General features: G+C 67.1%; 15 protein-coding genes and 1 tRNA gene. 9 read left to right on the top strand and 7 right to left on the bottom strand.

Annotated elements, in window-relative coordinates; all coding sequences use genetic code 11:
- Positions 1–22 precede the first annotated feature (22 nt).
- Positions 23–1,174, bottom strand: a complete 1,152-nt coding sequence (locus tag G394_RS0112015; RefSeq protein WP_028577859.1) for an iron-containing alcohol dehydrogenase — start codon at positions 1,172–1,174, stop codon at positions 23–25.
- Positions 1,175–1,283: 109 nt separating this feature from the next.
- On the opposite strand from G394_RS0112015, the gene G394_RS0112010 reads away from it, so the two are divergent.
- Both G394_RS0112010 and G394_RS0112005 read left to right on the top strand, forming a co-directional pair.
- On the top strand, positions 1,284–2,117 hold the full coding sequence (locus G394_RS0112010) for a deoxyribonuclease IV (protein WP_028577858.1): 834 nt from the start codon (positions 1,284–1,286) through the stop codon (positions 2,115–2,117).
- Between the two features lie 173 nt (positions 2,118–2,290).
- The gene (locus G394_RS0112005; RefSeq protein WP_028577857.1) at positions 2,291–2,686 is read left to right on the top strand and encodes a response regulator; all 396 of its coding nucleotides are present in this window, start codon (positions 2,291–2,293) and stop codon (positions 2,684–2,686) included.
- 9 nt (positions 2,687–2,695) lie between these two features.
- Here the strand turns inward: G394_RS0112005 and G394_RS0112000 are convergent, their stop codons facing one another.
- Positions 2,696–3,751 carry an ATP-binding response regulator gene (locus G394_RS0112000; RefSeq protein WP_028577856.1) on the bottom strand — a complete coding sequence of 352 codons (1,056 nt, stop codon included), beginning with the start codon at positions 3,749–3,751 and terminating at the stop codon, positions 2,696–2,698.
- A gap of 212 nt (positions 3,752–3,963) precedes the next feature.
- Positions 3,964–4,039: transfer RNA gene (locus G394_RS0111995), tRNA-Ala, on the bottom strand.
- 220 nt (positions 4,040–4,259) lie between these two features.
- On the opposite strand from G394_RS0111995, the gene G394_RS0111990 reads away from it, so the two are divergent.
- The 7 genes from G394_RS0111990 (at position 4,260) to G394_RS0111960 (ending at position 11,796) form a co-directional block, all read left to right on the top strand.
- Entirely contained in the window at positions 4,260–4,871 is a 612-nt protein-coding gene (locus tag G394_RS0111990) for a YceI family protein (protein WP_084435597.1), read from the top strand.
- A 54-nt stretch (positions 4,872–4,925) separates the two neighbouring features.
- Positions 4,926–6,428: an ATP-binding cassette domain-containing protein gene (locus G394_RS0111985; RefSeq protein WP_028577854.1), complete on the top strand. Its 1,503-nt coding sequence runs from the start codon at positions 4,926–4,928 to the stop codon at positions 6,426–6,428.
- A complete protein-coding gene (locus G394_RS19045; RefSeq protein WP_043775735.1) occupies positions 6,425–8,065 on the top strand; it encodes a glycosyltransferase in 1,641 nt (546 codons plus the stop codon). Before G394_RS0111985 ends, G394_RS19045 begins: the two co-directional genes overlap by 4 nt.
- A 10-nt stretch (positions 8,066–8,075) precedes the next feature.
- Positions 8,076–9,647 carry a DNA repair protein RecN gene (locus tag G394_RS0111975; RefSeq protein ID WP_028577853.1) on the top strand — a complete coding sequence of 524 codons (1,572 nt, stop codon included), beginning with the start codon at positions 8,076–8,078 and terminating at the stop codon, positions 9,645–9,647.
- A 22-nt stretch (positions 9,648–9,669) separates the two neighbouring features.
- Entirely contained in the window at positions 9,670–10,446 is a 777-nt protein-coding gene (locus G394_RS0111970; protein WP_028577852.1) for an iron-sulfur cluster-binding protein, read from the top strand.
- Position 10,447: 1 nt separating this feature from the next.
- Positions 10,448–11,356, top strand: a complete 909-nt coding sequence (locus G394_RS0111965; RefSeq protein ID WP_028577851.1) for a dihydroorotate dehydrogenase — start codon at positions 10,448–10,450, stop codon at positions 11,354–11,356.
- 194 nt (positions 11,357–11,550) lie between these two features.
- Positions 11,551–11,796 (top strand): hypothetical protein, encoded by a 246-nt coding sequence (locus tag G394_RS0111960; protein WP_028577850.1) that lies wholly within the window; start codon positions 11,551–11,553, stop codon positions 11,794–11,796.
- A 7-nt stretch (positions 11,797–11,803) separates the two neighbouring features.
- Here the strand turns inward: G394_RS0111960 and G394_RS0111955 are convergent, their stop codons facing one another.
- The 4 genes from G394_RS0111955 to def are packed head-to-tail and all read right to left on the bottom strand — an operon-like array spanning position 11,804 to position 15,382.
- Positions 11,804–13,078 carry a transcription antitermination factor NusB gene (locus tag G394_RS0111955; protein ID WP_028577849.1) on the bottom strand — a complete coding sequence of 425 codons (1,275 nt, stop codon included), beginning with the start codon at positions 13,076–13,078 and terminating at the stop codon, positions 11,804–11,806.
- The gene (locus tag G394_RS0111950) at positions 13,075–13,884 is read right to left on the bottom strand and encodes a DUF116 domain-containing protein (protein WP_028577848.1); all 810 of its coding nucleotides are present in this window, start codon (positions 13,882–13,884) and stop codon (positions 13,075–13,077) included. The genes G394_RS0111955 and G394_RS0111950 overlap by 4 nt, the downstream gene beginning before the upstream one ends.
- Positions 13,885–13,889: 5 nt before the next feature.
- On the bottom strand, positions 13,890–14,897 hold the full coding sequence (gene fmt, locus G394_RS19040; protein WP_043775727.1) for a methionyl-tRNA formyltransferase: 1,008 nt from the start codon (positions 14,895–14,897) through the stop codon (positions 13,890–13,892).
- Positions 14,867–15,382 carry a peptide deformylase gene (gene def / locus G394_RS0111940; protein WP_028577847.1) on the bottom strand — a complete coding sequence of 172 codons (516 nt, stop codon included), beginning with the start codon at positions 15,380–15,382 and terminating at the stop codon, positions 14,867–14,869. The genes fmt and def overlap by 31 nt, the downstream gene beginning before the upstream one ends.
- Between the last annotated feature and the right edge of the window lie 2 nt (positions 15,383–15,384).

The raw sequence follows: 15,384 nt of genomic DNA, 5'->3' as shown, positions 1-15,384 counted from the left end.
CGCTCCGGGGCAGGGGCGGTTGCTAGAAGTGTTCTTCCAGCAGCGCCTGGAGGTCTTCGGCCGTTCCCTGTCGCGGGTTGTTGTCCATGAGCCGTTTGGCGGCGGCCGCCCGTTCGGCGATGCCGCATATCTCCGCGCGTGCGATGCCGTGGGCACCGAGGCCCGGCTCGATGTCCAGGTCGGCCAGGAGCCGCTTCATGCCTTGGGCGGCCAGGGAAGCGAGTTCGCGCGGAGTCTTGCCCGCCGGATCGCAGCCCAGGATTTTCGCGATGCGGGCGTATTTTTCCGGGGCGGCCTGGCAGTTGAACGCCATGCCCATGGGCGCCGCCGCGGCCACGAGCAGCCCGTGGGGCAGATGGAGCGAGGCGGGCGCGGCCATGGCGATGGCGTGGATCACGCCGTTCTGGGTGTTGGAAAAGCCCATGCCGGCCAAGGCCGAGGCGTAGAGCATGTCGGCGCGGGCGCCGAGATCGTTCCCGTCGGCGCAGGCCGCGCGGATGCCCCCCGCGATGAGGCGCATGGCCTGCAGGTTGACGGCGTCCGTGAAGGCGGTGGCCGTGCGGTTCACGAACGATTCCATGGCGTGCACGAAGGCGTCCATGCCCGTGGTCGCGGTGATGCGCGGGGGCGTGGAGACGGTCAGTTCCGGGTCGAGCACGGCCGCTCTGGCGTAGAGGTGGTCGCTGACGACGGCCTTCTTCGAGTTGGTTCGCGGGTCTTCCAGCACGCTGATGGACGTGACCTCGCTGCCCGTCCCGGCCGTTGTCGGGATGAGGATCGTGGGCGTGCAGGGGCCCGGGACGAGGCCGACGCCGAAGTAGTTTTCGATGGGCCTGTCATGTCTGGCCAGGACCGCGGCCGCCTTGGCGCAGTCCAGGGCGCTGCCGCCCCCGAGGCCGATGATGACTTCCGCTCCGCACTCGCGCGCGGCCGCGGCGCATTCGTGGGCGTCGGAGGGCGTGGGCTCGGAGGACCCTCGCGCAAAGAGCGTCCAGGCGACGCCGTGGGCTTCCAGGGATGCGGCGATGGGGGCGTGCGTCCCGCGCCGGACGATGCCCTCGCTGGTCACGATGAGGACGCGCGAGGCGCCGATGGCGCGGACCTCGTTGCCGACGTCCCGTGACGCGCCGTTGCCGTGGATGATTCTTCCGATGGTCTGGAATGCGTGGATCATGACGTCGTGTTCCCGTGTTGTGAAGTGATGGGGCGAATCGAACTCAGTGATTGTTCCGGGGCCGCCTGCCGGCCGTAACCATGCGCGGTCACGCGCACGTGGAGATGCCATGCTCAATATCGGTTGTCACCTGTCCTCCTCCAAGGGCTTCCTGGCCATGGGTAGGACCGCCCTCTCGATCGGGGCGAGCACGTTCCAGTTCTTCACCCGCAACCCCCGCGGCGGGGCGGCCAAGGGCGTGGACCCGCAGGACGTGGCGGCTTTTCTCGCCCTGGCCGGGGAGAACGGCCTCGGCCCGTTCCTGGCCCACGCCGCCTACACGCTGAACCCCTGTTCCGCCGACGTGAAGACCAGGACGTTCGCCCTGGAGTCCATGCGCGACGACCTGGCCCGCGTGGAACTGCTGCCGGGCAACATGTACAATTTTCATCCCGGCAGCCACGTGGGGCAGGGGATGGAGGCGGGCATCGGCCTCATCGTCGCCCAACTCGACGCCGTCATGCGGCCGGAGATGAAGACGACAGTTCTTCTCGAAACCATGGCCGGCAAGGGCAGCGAAGTGGGGAGCGCCTTCGGCGAGCTGCGGGAGATCTTCGACCGGGTCGCGCTGCCGGACAGGCTCGGGGTCTGCCTCGACACCTGTCACGTCCACGACGCCGGCTATGACATCGTGCACGATCTGGACGGCGTGCTGCGGGAGTTCGACGAGATCGTCGGCCTCGACCGGCTGCGGGCCGTGCACCTGAACGACAGCCTGAATCCCCGGGGTGCCCGCAAGGACCGTCACGCCTGCATCGGGGAAGGCCATATCGGACTGAAGGCCTTCGGGCGCATCGTCAACCATCCACGTCTTCGTGGGCTGCCGTTCTATCTGGAAACGCCCAACGAACTGCCGGGGTACGCACGCGAGATCGCGCTGTTGCGGGGTTTGTGGTCGGAGTGAGGAACGTGTCGGCAGGAGGCGAAGGCGGGGAACACATGGGTGGCCGGGCGTTGCATTTTGCGAGAACTCATGGAAATAATGACAGATGGCGCCCATTGCATGAGCATGTCCCCGACCATCCAGCGGCGCGGGGATCCGGAATCCGACGTGGCGCAACCCGCGGAGTGCAGAGCATGAACACCGATATCCCGGTTCTCATCGTTGACGACTATTCCACCATGCGCAGGACCATCGGCGACGTCATGCGCAGGTTCGGATTCACCAACCTCGCCTATGCCGAGGACGGGCAGATGGCCTGGGAGATGATGCAGGAGAACAGCTACGAACTCCTGCTCCTCGACTGGAGCATGCCCCGGATGACGGGGCTCGAACTGCTCAAGCTCATCCGCTGCCCCGGCGGCCGGTTCACTGACGTCGCCGTGCTGGCCATCACCGGCGAGGCGGAGCAGGAGAGCGTCGTCGAGGCGGTCAAGAGCGGCGTGGACAACTACATCGTCAAACCCTTCACCCCCGAGATCCTCGAACGCAAGCTGCGCGAGGTCTTCGCCCGCCGCAGGGCGCGTTCCTGAAGCCTCCCGTCACGCCGGCAGGAAAACGCTGACCTCGACCGTGCCGGCCCCGCACTTCATCTCGATATCCCCGCCGTGGGCCCTGGCTATGAGCCGGGCGGAGTATGTGCCCAGGCCCGTCCCGCGGGCCTTGCCGGCGGTGGCGTACTTCTCGAAGAATCTTCCCTGCAGTTCCGGCGCGACGTCGCCCCTGTTGACGATGTCGATGCGCACCCCGCCCTCCGGCCGAGCCCCGAGGGATACCAGAACGTCCTCCCGCCGGGGGGATGCGTCCAGGGCGTTGCCCACGAGGTTGGCGAGCATGGAGTGGCAGAGCAGTTCCTCGCCCATCCAGGGGATGGACGGGCCGTCATCCCGGCCGTCGACGAGGAGCCGCAGCCCGATGCCCCGCATCTCGGCCGTTTCCGCGAAGCCTGTCAGAACCTTGCGCGCCACGGCGGCCAGGTCCATTTTTTCTGGCCGCAGTTCATAGACGTCCCGTTCCATCCTGAAGAGGGTGGTGGACAGGTTGGTCATGGCCAGAAGCGTGTAGCCCGCGTCTTCGATGCGTTGCAGCATGTCCCGCTGGGGCGGGGTCAGGTTGCCGTCCATGAGCATGAGCTGCGGCAGGCTCAGAACCGTGGTCAGGGGTGATTTGAGGTCGTGGCGCATGATGCGCTCCACGTCCTCCCGAAGGCGGGCGGCCTCGCGCAGGGCGATGTGGTTGGCGACCCGCGCCCGGACCACGGCGGGGTTGAATGGCTTGGTGATGAAGTCGATGGCGCCGAGTTCAAGGCCTCTGGCCTCGGCCGCGACGTCGTCGAGGGCGGTGATGAAGATGACCGGGATGTCGGCGGTGCGCTCGTCGGCCTTGAGCCTGCGGCAGACCTCGAAGCCGTCCATGCCGGGCATGACGATGTCGAGGATGACCAGATCGGGCGGGGATGTGCCGACGATATCCAGGGCCTTTTCACCGCATGTGGCCGTGTCCACGTTGTAGGCCTGGCAGAGGAAACCTTCCAGCAGTTCGATGTTGAAGGGAGTGTCGTCGACGATCAGGATTCCTGCGCGGCCTTGTGCGCTCATCTGCGGCTCCTTGTTTCCTTTGACGGGGGCGGGGAAGCGTGGGCGGCTAAAACCCGGCGGTTTCTTCACATGTCCCGATTCGCGGAGACGCGCAAGCTGCAGCGGGAGGATGAGTCTCGGATTGAGGCGGATGGCGCCGAAAAACAAGAAAGCCGCCCTTTCGGACGGCTTTCCAGCGGCATTCAAGTGGAATTTGATGTGCGTTTTGTAAGTGGTGGAGCTGATCAGGATCGAACTGACGACCTCTTGAATGCCATTCAAGCGCTCTCCCAGCTGAGCTACAGCCCCACGACGCGAAGCCGCCTTTTGATATAAACCACCCGGGCTGTCAACAGGAAAAATCGTCATACGCGCAAGTATGGCGAAACAGCCGGGTCCCTGATAAGGGGGCTTGTCTGACGCGCTCCTCCCGGCAAGCCTGCCGGGGGGCAGGTGGCCGTGAATCCTTGCGGGACGGCCCTTGCAGCCCGTTCATCGGGTGCGGAGCGAGAAAACAGCGGAGGAAACAATGAGATCATTTCTGAGCATAGGCGTTCTTTTCCTGACCTGCGTTTTGGGCGCGGGTTCGGCCCTGGGCGGGGTGCCGGATGCCGATTCGTGGGAGATCGACGGCGAGCATTCGACCGTGGGCTTTCGCATCCGGCATATCGTCGGGTTTGTGCCCGGCGTATTCGCCAGGTTTTCGGGCGAGGTGGAATACGCTCCGGCCGCGCCGGAAAAGTCCCAGTTCTATATCCTGATCGACAGCGCCAGCGTGCACACCGGCGTCCCGGCCCGCGACGAGCATCTGCGCGGCCCCGATTTTCTGGACGTGGAGAAGTCGCCGCGCATCATTTTCGCTTCCAAGAGCGTCTCCAAGGGCGAGGGGAATGTCCTGTACGTGACCGGCGACCTGACCATCAAGGACGTGACGGCGGAAATACGCGTACCCGTGAAGGTGCTCGGCGTCGCCGCACACCCGTTCAAGGACAATTTTCCGGACACCAAGGTGCTTGGGTTGCACGCCCAGTTCTCCATCAACCGGCTGGACTTCCATGTCGGCGAAGCCAAGTGGACGCAGATGGGCGTCATGGGCGAGACCATAGACCTGACTATCGACATGGAGTTGCTGCAACGGTAGGACTGTCCAGCCGGACGATTCCGTTCGGCCGCCTTTTCCGCACTCCGAGGGAGCATGGACAGTCTTGAGATACATCTCGACCGGGTCGACGTGGACCTGGGCACCGCCCGCATCCTGCACGAACTGACCCTGCATGTCGCCGGACGGGAACACTTTGCCGTGGTCGGCGACAACGGAGCAGGCAAGACCACGCTCCTGCGTCTGCTGACCGGCGAACTCTGGCCGTCGCAGCGCAGCGGCGGCCGACGCGTCTACCGTCTCTTCGGCGAGGACTCGGACTCGCCCATCGCCGTCCGCCCTCATGTGCGCCTGGTCACGCCGGACATGGCCGACTGGTACCAGCGCCACGACCTGCGCGTGCCCATCTGGGAAGTCATCTGCGCCGGGTTGCGCAATACCCCCTTTCTCTACCACGAGGCCTCGGAGGCCGAGCAGGCCCAGGCCAGGTCCCTGGGCTTCGAGATGGGCCTTGGGCCTGTCCTCGACAGGCCCATGCGGGCCGTGTCCACCGGACAGGCCAAGCGCGCCCTGCTGGCGCGGGCCCTCATCGCCGAACCGCTGCTCCTGGCCGTGGACGAGCTGACCCAGGGCCTGGACCGCCAAGGCCAGCTGCGCCTGCTTGACGCCCTGAACCGCATCGCGGACACGGGGCGCACGCGCCTGCTGGTCAGCGGGCACGGACTGCTGCCCGTGCCCGAGGCCGTGCGCGGGCGGATCTTCATCGAGCACGGCCGCTTGGTGGACAGACCCTCGCGGGTGCGGCCGGGCGTCCTGGATCTGCCCGAGCGGCAGGCCGGCGAGACGCGGCCGGAGAACATCGTCGAACTGCGCGCCTGTTCCGTGGTCATGGACGGCCGCGCGGCCGTGGACAACCTGACCTGGACCGTGCGTTCGGGCCAGTGCTGGGGTGTGCTCGGCCACAACGGCAGCGGCAAGTCCACGCTGCTGCAGCTCGTCACGGGCTACCGCCGGGCCTGGCCCGGCGGCGAGGCCTCGTGGTTCGGCCGGACCGGCCTTATCCGCATGGCCGAGATCCGCGGCCGCATCGGCATCCTCGCGCCGTGGCTGGGAGAACGGATGGAGCCTGGGGCCACCTGCCGGGACGTGCTCCTCTCGGGGTTGTGCGACGGCCTGGGCGTGCACCGCGGCCTCGGGCCGGTCCAGGTCGCCATGGCCGAGGACCTGGCCGGCGCCTGGGGCATGGAAGACTGGCTGGACCGCCCTCTGGCGTCCCTGTCCTTCGGGCAGGCCCGCCAGGTCATGCTGGCCAGGGCCGTGGTCCACGCGCCGGAACTGCTGGTCCTGGACGAACCGTTTTCCGGCCTCGACGCATCCTGGCAGTCCCGCATGGTCGAGCTGCTTTCCGACTGGGCCTCCCGGGGCAGGACCCTCGTCCTGGCCACCCATTCCCCGGAATTCATGGACGACCTCCTGACCCACGGCCTCATTCTCGACCAGGGTCGCTGCGCCGCGGCCATGGAGTGGCCGAAACTGCGCGGGACTGAGGCTTTTGCCGCGCTTTTCGCGCAGAGCGGGGAGGGCCAACGCCGGGCATGAACATCGCCTGTGTCCATCTGGGGCTCGGCCGGGCCCTGTCCGAACTGGGGCATACGGTGCTGGACCTGCGCCCGCCCGCAGGGGTGGTCCATATCGCCCCGCTGCTGGGGGATTTCGTCCCCGACCTGTTCATCCAGCAGGAAACCCTCGGCCCCCGCACCCTCATCGCCGACCTGCCCTCCCTCGGTTGCCCCAAGATCTTCTGGTCCATCGACACCCATCTGAACAGTTTCTGGCATCAGTATTACGCCCGGCTCTTCGACCTTTTCTGCTCGACCCAGAAGCACTGGCTGCCTTGGTTCGCGCGGCACGGCGTGACCAGCACCCTCTGGCTGCCCTGGCATGGCGAGGTGCGTCGGCGTGCGCCGTGGAAAGGGCGGCGGCCCGGCATGGCCTTCGTGGGGAGGCTCACGGCCGAGCGGCCGGTGCGTACGTGGTTCGTGGAGCTACTGCAGGAGCTGGGCGAGGTGCGCGTGCGCCAGGATCTGGGCTTCGCGGCCATGCTCGACATGTACGACGAGACCCGCCTGGTGCCCAACGAGTCCATTTTTGGCGAAGTGAATTTTCGATTGTTCGAGGCGGCCTCATGCGGGTGCGCGGTCCTCAACCCGGCCATCCCGGGCTTGGAGGATCTGTTCGAACCCGGCGAGGAAGTGGCCGCGTACCGCGACGGCGCCGAACTCGCGGACTGGGCGGGGCGCCTGCAGGGCGATGACCTGCTGGCCAGGAGCATGGGGCTTCGCGCCTGGGAGCGGGTGCAGCATGAGCACCTCCCCGAGCACCGGGCCGCCTCGCTGCTGGACGCGGCCGTCGGGCTTGCGCGGTGCGCCGTGACCGGGCCGTCAGCCGACGTGGCCTGGTGGCTGACCGTGTCCCAGCTCCGGGAGGCCGGGCGCCTGGCGATGGGCGCGGGCGTCATGGCGGCGAGGCTGGGGGCGTTGCCCGTGACGGACGAGGTCCTGGCCGCCATGCTGCGGCTGAGTGCCGAGGCCGGCCGGGACGAATTCATGCGCGTGGCCCTGCCCGTGGCCGAGACCGGACAGTACGCGGCCTTCCCGGATGTCAATCTGGCGGGAAGCATGGGGGCGCTCAAGGCCGGCGATCCGGTCCTGGCGCGCCTCTTCTTCCTGCGTCACATCCGCCACGCCGCACCCGCGGCCCCGGACCCGGGGCACACGCCGCTTTCCATTTGCCTTGCCTGGGCCAGGGAGCTACAACGCATCGGGCGGTCCTTCCGGCCGGGATTCGTGTTCGACCCCGGCGCGCATCTGCCACAGTCGGCTCTGGAATGCCTGGTCCTGGCCAGTTCTTTCGCCGCCGACGACCTGCACGTGTACGGGGATATCGCCCGGATTCTGGCCTGCGAAAGCGGCTGGGACGGGCTGCGCATCAAGGCCCTTTCGTACCTCTCCCTGCACGACCGCCGGGATTGGCGGCTCGGGCTCGAGCTGGGCCTGGCCGACTGCCGTGCCTTTCGCGTCAGGCAGGGGCTTGAGGAGATGCTCGTGGCGCACGGCGAGGCCATGCGCCAGGGGCAAGGCGAGAGATTTGGGCGCATCCTGGCCGCCCGCGACGCGTCCGGACGGATCCGCGCCCTGCTGGCGGGCGATTTTTCGGCAACGAACCCACCTTCGTGACAAGGCGGATATGCTCGAGACACTGCGCATTCGCAACCTGGCCCTCATCGACGACGTGGAACTGGAGTTCTGCCCCGGTCTGAACGTGCTCACGGGCGAATCCGGCGCGGGCAAGTCCTTCATCCTGCGCGCCCTGGATTTCATCCTCGGCGAGCGCATCTCGGCCGACCTGGTCCGGCCCGGCAGGGACAAGGCCCTGGTGGAGGCTGTGTTCCGCCTGGACGGCGATGAGCTCTTTCTGCGCCGCGAACTGGCCCGTACGGGCCGCAGCCGCCTGTTCATCAACGACGACCTGGGCTCCCAGGAGCGTCTGGCCGAGCTCCGGCCGCGCCTACTCATGCACACCAGCCAGCACGGCCAGCAGCGGCTGCTTTCGGCCGAGCACCATGTGGAGGTTCTCGACGCGTTCCTGGCCGACCCGCAGGTCCTGGCCGCGCAGCGGGCCGCCCGCGAGGCCCTGCAGGCCGTCCTGGCCCGACGGGCCGAGGTGGAGCGGCGCATGTCCGGGCTCATGGAGCGGCGCGAATTTCAGGAATTCCAGCTGGCCGAGATCCGCAAGGTGGACCCGCAGCCCGGCGAAGAGGAAGAGCTGTTGCAGCGCCGCGAGGACGCGCGGCGTGCCGAGCGGACCCGCACCCTGGCCGGCGAGGCTCAGGGGCTCCTTTTGGGCGAGAACGGGCTGCAGGACATGCTTTCGTCCTTGGAGCGGGCCCTGGCCGGCCTGGGGGAGGACGACGAGGGGCTGCGCGAGCACGCGCGGGAGGTGGGGCGCTTTCGCGACGGACTGGCCGACATGCTGCGCGACCTGCGCGCCTCGGGTTCGTCGCGCGGTGAGGGCTACGACGCCGAACAGGTCGAGAAGCGCCTGTGGGAGCTGCAGCAGCTGCAGCGCAAGCTGAAGCGCTCCCTCGATTCCATCGTGGCCCTCGGGGCCGAGATCGAGGAGAACCTGTCCTTTCTGGACGAGAGCGGGCTGGAGCTGAAGCGCCTGGACAAGGAAGAGGCCCGGGCCGCCTCGGCCCTGCGCGAAGCCACGGCAGCGCTCAACGCCGCCCGCGAAGCCGCGGCCGTGGACCTGACCAGGGATCTCGAACACGAGCTGAAGAACCTGGGTTTTTCCGAGCATCTGCGCGTACTGGTGGAGTTTCGCGCCCTGACGGTCCACCCCGGCATCGACGAGCTGCGGCCCCGCTTCCTGTGGGTGCCCAACCCCGGCCTGGACGCGCAGCCCCTGGACCGCATCGCCTCGGGCGGCGAGCTTTCGCGCTTCCTGCTGGCCGTGGTCAGCCTGCGCTCCCGGGAAGGCTTGCCGGCCCTGCTCTTCGACGAGGTCGACTCCGGGATCGGCGGCCGGACGCTCATCAAGGTCGCCGAGCGCATCCGCCTTCTGGCCACGCGCCAGCAGGTCATCCTCATCACCCATTGGCCCCAGCTGGCCCGTCTGGCCGACGAACATTTCGCCATCCGCAAGGAAGTGCACGACGGCGCGACCTACACCCTCTGCACGAGCCTCACCCCGGCCGAGCGCCAGACGGAACTGGCCCGCATGGCCGGGGAAACCACGAAAACCGACAACGCATAGGACACACGTCCGGGAACACCATATGATCGACAGCCAGACGCCATGCCGGGATTTGGAGGTCATCTCCTGCCGGCCCGGCAGCGACCCGAGCCTGGTCAACCTCATCCTTTCCGCGCCGGGCTGGACCTGCCGTCCGGGCCAGTTCGTCATGCTCCGCCCTGCGCAGTGGGGCGCGGAACTCATCTGGCCGCGGCCCTTCTCGGTCTGCGACGTGTCCGACGACGGCCTGCGCATTCTGTTCCAGACCGTGGGCCGCGGCACGCGCCGGCTGGCCGAGCTTACGCCGGGCCAGAAGGTCACGGTCTGGGGGCCGCTGGGGAGATGGTTCCGCATCGACGAGTCGCGGCCCAACCTGATCCTGGCCGGAGGCGTGGGCATCGCCCCCTTCGTCATGCTCGCCCGCCGGGAGCGCAGGGACAACCTTTCCATGCTCTTCGGCCACCGCCTGGACCTGCGGCACTACCCCTACGACGAGATCGCAGCGAGCATCCCGAGCGAGGCCATGCAGCAGAAGACCCCTGCCGACATCGCGGCCTTCGAAACCGTGCTGTCCGAGCGCATCAGGGCGCTGGCCGGCAAGGGCCAGGTCCTGGCCTGCGGGCCGGAGCCCATGCTCAAGGTTGTGCGCAAGTACTGCCTGGAACACGGCACCGACGGCCAGGTGTCCCTGGAGAATCGCATGGCCTGCGGGGTGGGTGCGTGTCTGGGCTGCGTGGCCAAGACGACCCAGGGCGACTACGTACAAAGCTGCGTGCACGGACCGGTTTTCGACGTGCGCGACATCGAACTGGGGGCATAGCATGGACCAGACCGTCAAACTCGGGTCTCTGACTCTCGCAAATCCCGTCATCACCGCCTCGGGCACTTTCGGCTACGGCCTGGAGTTCATGCGCTTCGGCAACCTTTCAAAACTCGGGGGGCTGTGCCTCAAGGGCATCTCCCTGGACCCGCGGACCGGAAACCCCATGCCGCGCATCGCCGAGACACCGTGCGGCATGCTCAACGCCATCGGCCTGCAGAACGTGGGCGTGGAGAAGTTCCTGACCGAGAAGCTGCCTTTCATTCCGGCCGACGCGACCCTCATCGCAAACCTTTACGCCCAGACGCCCGATGACTTCGGCGAGCTGGCGGCCATCTTTGCGCATGAAGACAAGATCGCGGCCCTGGAGGTCAACATCTCCTGTCCCAACGTGCGCGAGGGCGGGGTGCAGTTCGGCCAGGATCCGCACATGGCGGCCGAAGTGGTCGCAGCCGTCAAGAAACGCTCGGGCTCCAAGCCCGTCATCGTGAAACTGAGCCCCAACGTGACCGACGTGCGCGTCATCGCCCGGGCGGCCGTGGACGCGGGCGCGGACATGTTGTCCCTCATCAATACTCTCTCGGGCATGGCCGTGGACATCCGCACGCGCAAAAGCCGCCTGGCCAACGTGGTCGGCGGCCTGTCGGGCCCGGCCATCAAGCCCGTGGCCCTGCGCATGGTGCATCAGGTCGTGCAGGCCGTGAACGTGCCGGTCATCGGAATGGGAGGCATCGTCAGCGCCGAGGACGTGCTGGAGTTCATCTTGGTCGGCGCTCACGCCGTGCAGGTCGGGACCTACAACTTCATGCGCCCGGACAACGCCTTCCGTCTGGTGGACGAGGTGGCGGCCCTGGCCGAGTCCCTGGGGATCGGGTCCTGGGACGAGTATCGGGGGACGCTCAAGGTTTAGAGATACGTGCAGGTATACGTGGTAGGAAAAGGCATGGATCCCCGCCTTCGCGGGGATGACTTTGGTAGACTCGCCTGTGTCGTCACTACATCCGGTCGGGGTGATCGTCATTTGATCGCGCCGCATCGGTGTCATTCCCGCGGAGGCGGGAATCCATGTCTTTGCAATTTTCCATCGCAGCACACGGAGGACGGATGATCAAGAGATTCTGCGACATCTGCGGGAAGGAGATCATGGGTCTCAAGGACGGGATCTACGAGGAGCGCTACACCCTGGTCATCGAGGACCCGTCCAATCTGACGCGGCTCGGCGGACAGATGGGCAAGATGAACCCGGTCATCGAGATGAAGCTGCAGAACTGCAACAACACCGACATCTGCCGCGAATGCTTGGAGAAGATTCTGGTCAAGGAGTTTCACCGCCGGGCCCAGAACACGTAGCCGCGATTCAGCCTTTCTTCAACACCGCGCCGTAGAAGAATTCCCCCAGCCCTTCGGCCGGGTCGCTCTGGGCCTGCCGCAGCAGGCCCAGGCCCGGGTGGGTGCGAACAAACCCTTCGATCCGTCCCTCGTTCTCCTCGGGATTGAGGGTGCAGGTCACGTAGGCGAGACATCCGCCCGACGGCAGCAGTTCCGCCGCCGCCCGCAGCATCTCGTCCTGCAGAAAGGCCAGTCCGGCGCAGTCCGCCGGAGTGCGCTTCCATTTGATGTCGGGACGCCTCGAGAGAACGCCCAGGCCCGAGCAGGGTGCGTCGAGAAACACGGTGCGCGGGCCTGGGCGCAGGGGATACGGACCCTGCGCTCCAGCCCTGAACGCCGGCACGGACATTCCCAGCCGTCTTGATTCCCCTTTGAGCTGGCGCAGCCGGAAGACGTTGACGTCCGAGGCCCAGACCGTCTTGCCCAGTTCCGTCATGAGAAAAGTCTTGCCCCCCCGTCCGCAGCATGCGTCCAGCACGGGGCTCGGCCAGTGCTCTGCGCCCAGGATGTCCATGATCTTTTGGGCGGCCAGGCTCTGCCTGGTGGCGGCGCCTGCGGCCACGGCCTCGTCCAGGAAGTCCGGCCACTGCTTCAGGGCGAAGCCCCAATCCGTGCGCGTCTCGGCCAGGGGCGCGAGGTCCTGCCGCAGCCTTTCGCCTTGGGGGTGCATTCTGTTGACCCGCACGCCCAGGGGCGGGGCCTGCAGGGACGCCTCAAGATACGCCCGGGCCTTGTCCTTGCCGTAGGCCTTGAGCCAGAGTTCAGCCAGCCAGAGCGGGCAGGAGCACCATGCCGACAGGAACTTGGCCTGGCCAGCCGTCTTGCCCTCGTAATAGTCCGGCAGATGCACGGAGCGGCCCAGGCGGACCAGGTTGCGCAGCACGCCGTTGGCCACCTTGCTCAAGGGTTCCCCCAGGCGCTCGCGCACGAGGCTCACGGCCCAGTCCAGGGTGGCGTATTCGGGGATGCGGCTCAGATACAAGAGCTCGTAGGCGGCCACGCCGAGGATGCGTTTCAGGACTGGCGAGGTCTGGTGCGGGTTTTTGAGGAGCTGGGCGAGAATGAAATCGATGCGGCCGCGCAGCCGCAGGTAGCCGTAGGCCAGTTCCGTGGCCAGGCCCTTGTCCGGCCCCGGCGCGACGCCGGCCAGCACGTCGTCCACGGCGGCCTGCAGGTCCTGGTGGTGGTCCATGGTGCGGCGCAGGATGTCCATGGCCAGTCGCCGGGCCTGGGGCGTGCTCATGCCGAGAACTCCTTGATGGCCCATTCGACCTGCTCCAGGGCCACGTCCGTGTCGAGGCACGGGCCGAAGGGCCGGGAGTTCAGGATGCCGTAGACGGGCACGGGGTGCGTGTCCTGGATGCCGCTGGCCAGATCGCGCTCGCAGGCCACGGCGATGATGATCTTGGGGCGGTGCTGAACCACGATGCGCCGCGCGATGGTCCCGCCCGTGGCCACGGCCAGCTTGACGCCGTATTTGTCCCGCAGGGCCAAAAGGCCCGCCAGGGCGCACTCGCCGCAACGTTTGCAGTTGTCGATGTCGTAGGTCAGCCGGTACTTGCAGCGGCTGTTCTGGATGCAGTGCGGCATGAGCAGCAGGATCCTGTCGGCGGGGTAGCGGTGGCCTTCGCCCCGGACCAGCTCGTTGTTGACCTTGATGAACGAGGCCCGCACCGTCTGCTTGGGGATGCCCACCAGCCGGCCCAGCAGGGTCATGAGGGGCAGGAAGAGCTTGACCGTGACACCGCGCAGGCGCTTGGCGAAAAGCACGGGCCGGCCCAGGAGGATGTTCAGCACCAGGGCCAGGGCGGCCCAGCCGATGGCCAGGATGAGGGCGGCGGTGACGAAGCCCAGGATCCACGGGGCCAGGGGATGGATGCTGGTCAGCCCGACGAAGGGGATGACCCACAGCAGGGCGATGAAAACGCAGAGAAAGACGGACGAGCCGGTGATGAGCCCGATGAAGACGCGCTTGCGGGTCTGGAAGGAGTCGCGAATCTCCTGTTCCAGGGGGCTTCTGAGGGGTTTTCCGCTCCTGGGTTTGGGCATGGCTCCTAGTCGCCCGGGCAGGCCAGGTCGGGTTTGAGCAGGTGTTCGCCGGAGCAGCGGCTCAGGTATCCGCAGTAGAATTCGCGTCCGCCCAGAGGCTTGCTCCCGGCCGGCTTGATGGTTGGCACCGCGTAGAGCCGGTCGGCGCAGGCGATGAGCACGCTGTCGCCGGCCACGCCGTGGATTTCGCCGGGCCGGACGCCCTCGGGCAGGGGCTCGCCGATGACGCCAGGGTGCACGGTCAGGCGCAGGGTCTTGCCGGGCATGCCGTCCCAGTCGAACCAGGAGCCGGGCCAGGGATAAAGGCCGCGGATGCGGTTGTGCACGGTCAGGACAGGCTGGTTCCAGTCGATGTGCCCTTCCTCCTTGGAGAGCTTGGACGCGTAGGTGGCCTTGGCGTGGTCCTGGGGGATGCGCACCAGACGGCCCTGGTTCATCTTTTCCAGGGCCTCCACCAGGAGCCGGCCGCCCATGTCGGCCAGCTCGTCGTGCAGGCTCTGGGCCGTGTCGTTGATGCCGATGGCCCGGCTGCGCTGCAGCAGGATGTCGCCCGTGTCCAGGCCGGCCTCCATGCGCATGATGGTGATGCCGGTGACGTGGCGGCCGTCGACGATGGCTCTGTGGATGGGCGCGGCGCCGCGGTATTCGGGCAGGAGCGACGCATGCACATTGATGGCCCCCAGGCGCGGGATGTCAAGCACCGAATTAGGCAGGATGAGGCCGTAGGCGGCCACGAGGAGGAGGTCCGGCGCCAGGGCCGCCAATTGGTCCACGTCGGGCTGCTGTTTGAAATTCAGGGGCTGGAACACGGGCAGGCGGTGCTCCATGGCCAGGAGCTTGACGGGCGGGGGCGTGCAGACCTGGCCTCGGCCGCAGGGGCGGTCGGGCTGGCAGTACACGCCCACGACGTCGCACCCGTCCCAGTCAAGAAGGTGCCGAAGGGACGCCGCCGCGAAGTCCGGCGTGCCCATGAAGACGACTCTCAGTCTTTCTCTTTCTTCTCTTTCAGCCATTTTTTGAGCTTTCTCTCGTACAGGGTGCGCTTCAATTTACTGATTTTGTCGATGAACAGGACGCCGTTCAGATGGTCCACCTCGTGCTGCAGGCAGATGGCCATGAGGTCGTCAGCGTCCATCTCCACGGGGTTGCCGTTCAGGTCCGTGGCCGAGAGGTGCAGCCGTTCGGCGCGGGTCACGGTGGTGCGGTAGCCGACCACGGACAGGCAGCCCTCCTCGGAGTCCACCTCGCCTTCGAGGTTCGACAGGACCGGGTTGACGAAGACAAGCGGGTCCTCCCGCTTGTCCGGGCCGCTCAGGTCCACGGTGATGAGGCGGATGCTCTCGCCCACCTGTGGAGCGGCCAGTCCGATGCCCTTGTCCGCGTACATGGTCTCGATCATGTCAGCGGCCAGGGTGCGGATTTCGTCGGTGATCTCCGTCACCGGCGCGGCCTTTGCGGCCAGCACCGGGTCAGGATATGTACGTACTTTTCTCAGCATAT

This window comes from Desulfomicrobium escambiense DSM 10707 (assembly GCF_000428825.1).
In the GTDB taxonomy this organism is placed as follows: Bacteria; Desulfobacterota; Desulfovibrionia; order Desulfovibrionales; family Desulfomicrobiaceae; genus Desulfomicrobium; species Desulfomicrobium escambiense.
The sequence above is the reverse complement of the archived record's forward strand: the minus strand, read 5'-3'. Positions and strand labels throughout refer to the sequence as shown.

Excerpts from the sequence above, each read along its gene's own strand:
- G394_RS0111950 (WP_028577848.1), bottom strand. The coding sequence starts at position 13,884 with ATGCCCAAACCCAGGAGCGGAAAACCCCTCAGAAGCCCCCTGGAACAG.
- fmt (WP_043775727.1), bottom strand. The coding sequence starts at position 14,897 with ATGGCTGAAAGAGAAGAAAGAGAAAGACTGAGAGTCGTCTTCATGGGC.
- G394_RS0112010 (WP_028577858.1), top strand. The coding sequence starts at position 1,284 with ATGCTCAATATCGGTTGTCACCTGTCCTCCTCCAAGGGCTTCCTGGCC.
- G394_RS0112000 (WP_028577856.1), bottom strand. The coding sequence starts at position 3,751 with ATGAGCGCACAAGGCCGCGCAGGAATCCTGATCGTCGACGACACTCCC.
- G394_RS0112005 (WP_028577857.1), top strand. The coding sequence starts at position 2,291 with ATGAACACCGATATCCCGGTTCTCATCGTTGACGACTATTCCACCATG.
- G394_RS0111985 (WP_028577854.1), top strand. The coding sequence starts at position 4,926 with ATGGACAGTCTTGAGATACATCTCGACCGGGTCGACGTGGACCTGGGC.
- G394_RS0111955 (WP_028577849.1), bottom strand. The coding sequence starts at position 13,078 with ATGAGCACGCCCCAGGCCCGGCGACTGGCCATGGACATCCTGCGCCGC.
- def (WP_028577847.1), bottom strand. The coding sequence starts at position 15,382 with ATGCTGAGAAAAGTACGTACATATCCTGACCCGGTGCTGGCCGCAAAG.
- G394_RS0111960 (WP_028577850.1), top strand. The coding sequence starts at position 11,551 with ATGATCAAGAGATTCTGCGACATCTGCGGGAAGGAGATCATGGGTCTC.
- G394_RS0111965 (WP_028577851.1), top strand. The coding sequence starts at position 10,448 with ATGGACCAGACCGTCAAACTCGGGTCTCTGACTCTCGCAAATCCCGTC.
- G394_RS0111975 (WP_028577853.1), top strand. The coding sequence starts at position 8,076 with ATGCTCGAGACACTGCGCATTCGCAACCTGGCCCTCATCGACGACGTG.
- G394_RS19045 (WP_043775735.1), top strand. The coding sequence starts at position 6,425 with ATGAACATCGCCTGTGTCCATCTGGGGCTCGGCCGGGCCCTGTCCGAA.
- G394_RS0111990 (WP_084435597.1), top strand. The coding sequence starts at position 4,260 with ATGAGATCATTTCTGAGCATAGGCGTTCTTTTCCTGACCTGCGTTTTG.
- G394_RS0111970 (WP_028577852.1), top strand. The coding sequence starts at position 9,670 with ATGATCGACAGCCAGACGCCATGCCGGGATTTGGAGGTCATCTCCTGC.
- G394_RS0112015 (WP_028577859.1), bottom strand. The coding sequence starts at position 1,174 with ATGATCCACGCATTCCAGACCATCGGAAGAATCATCCACGGCAACGGC.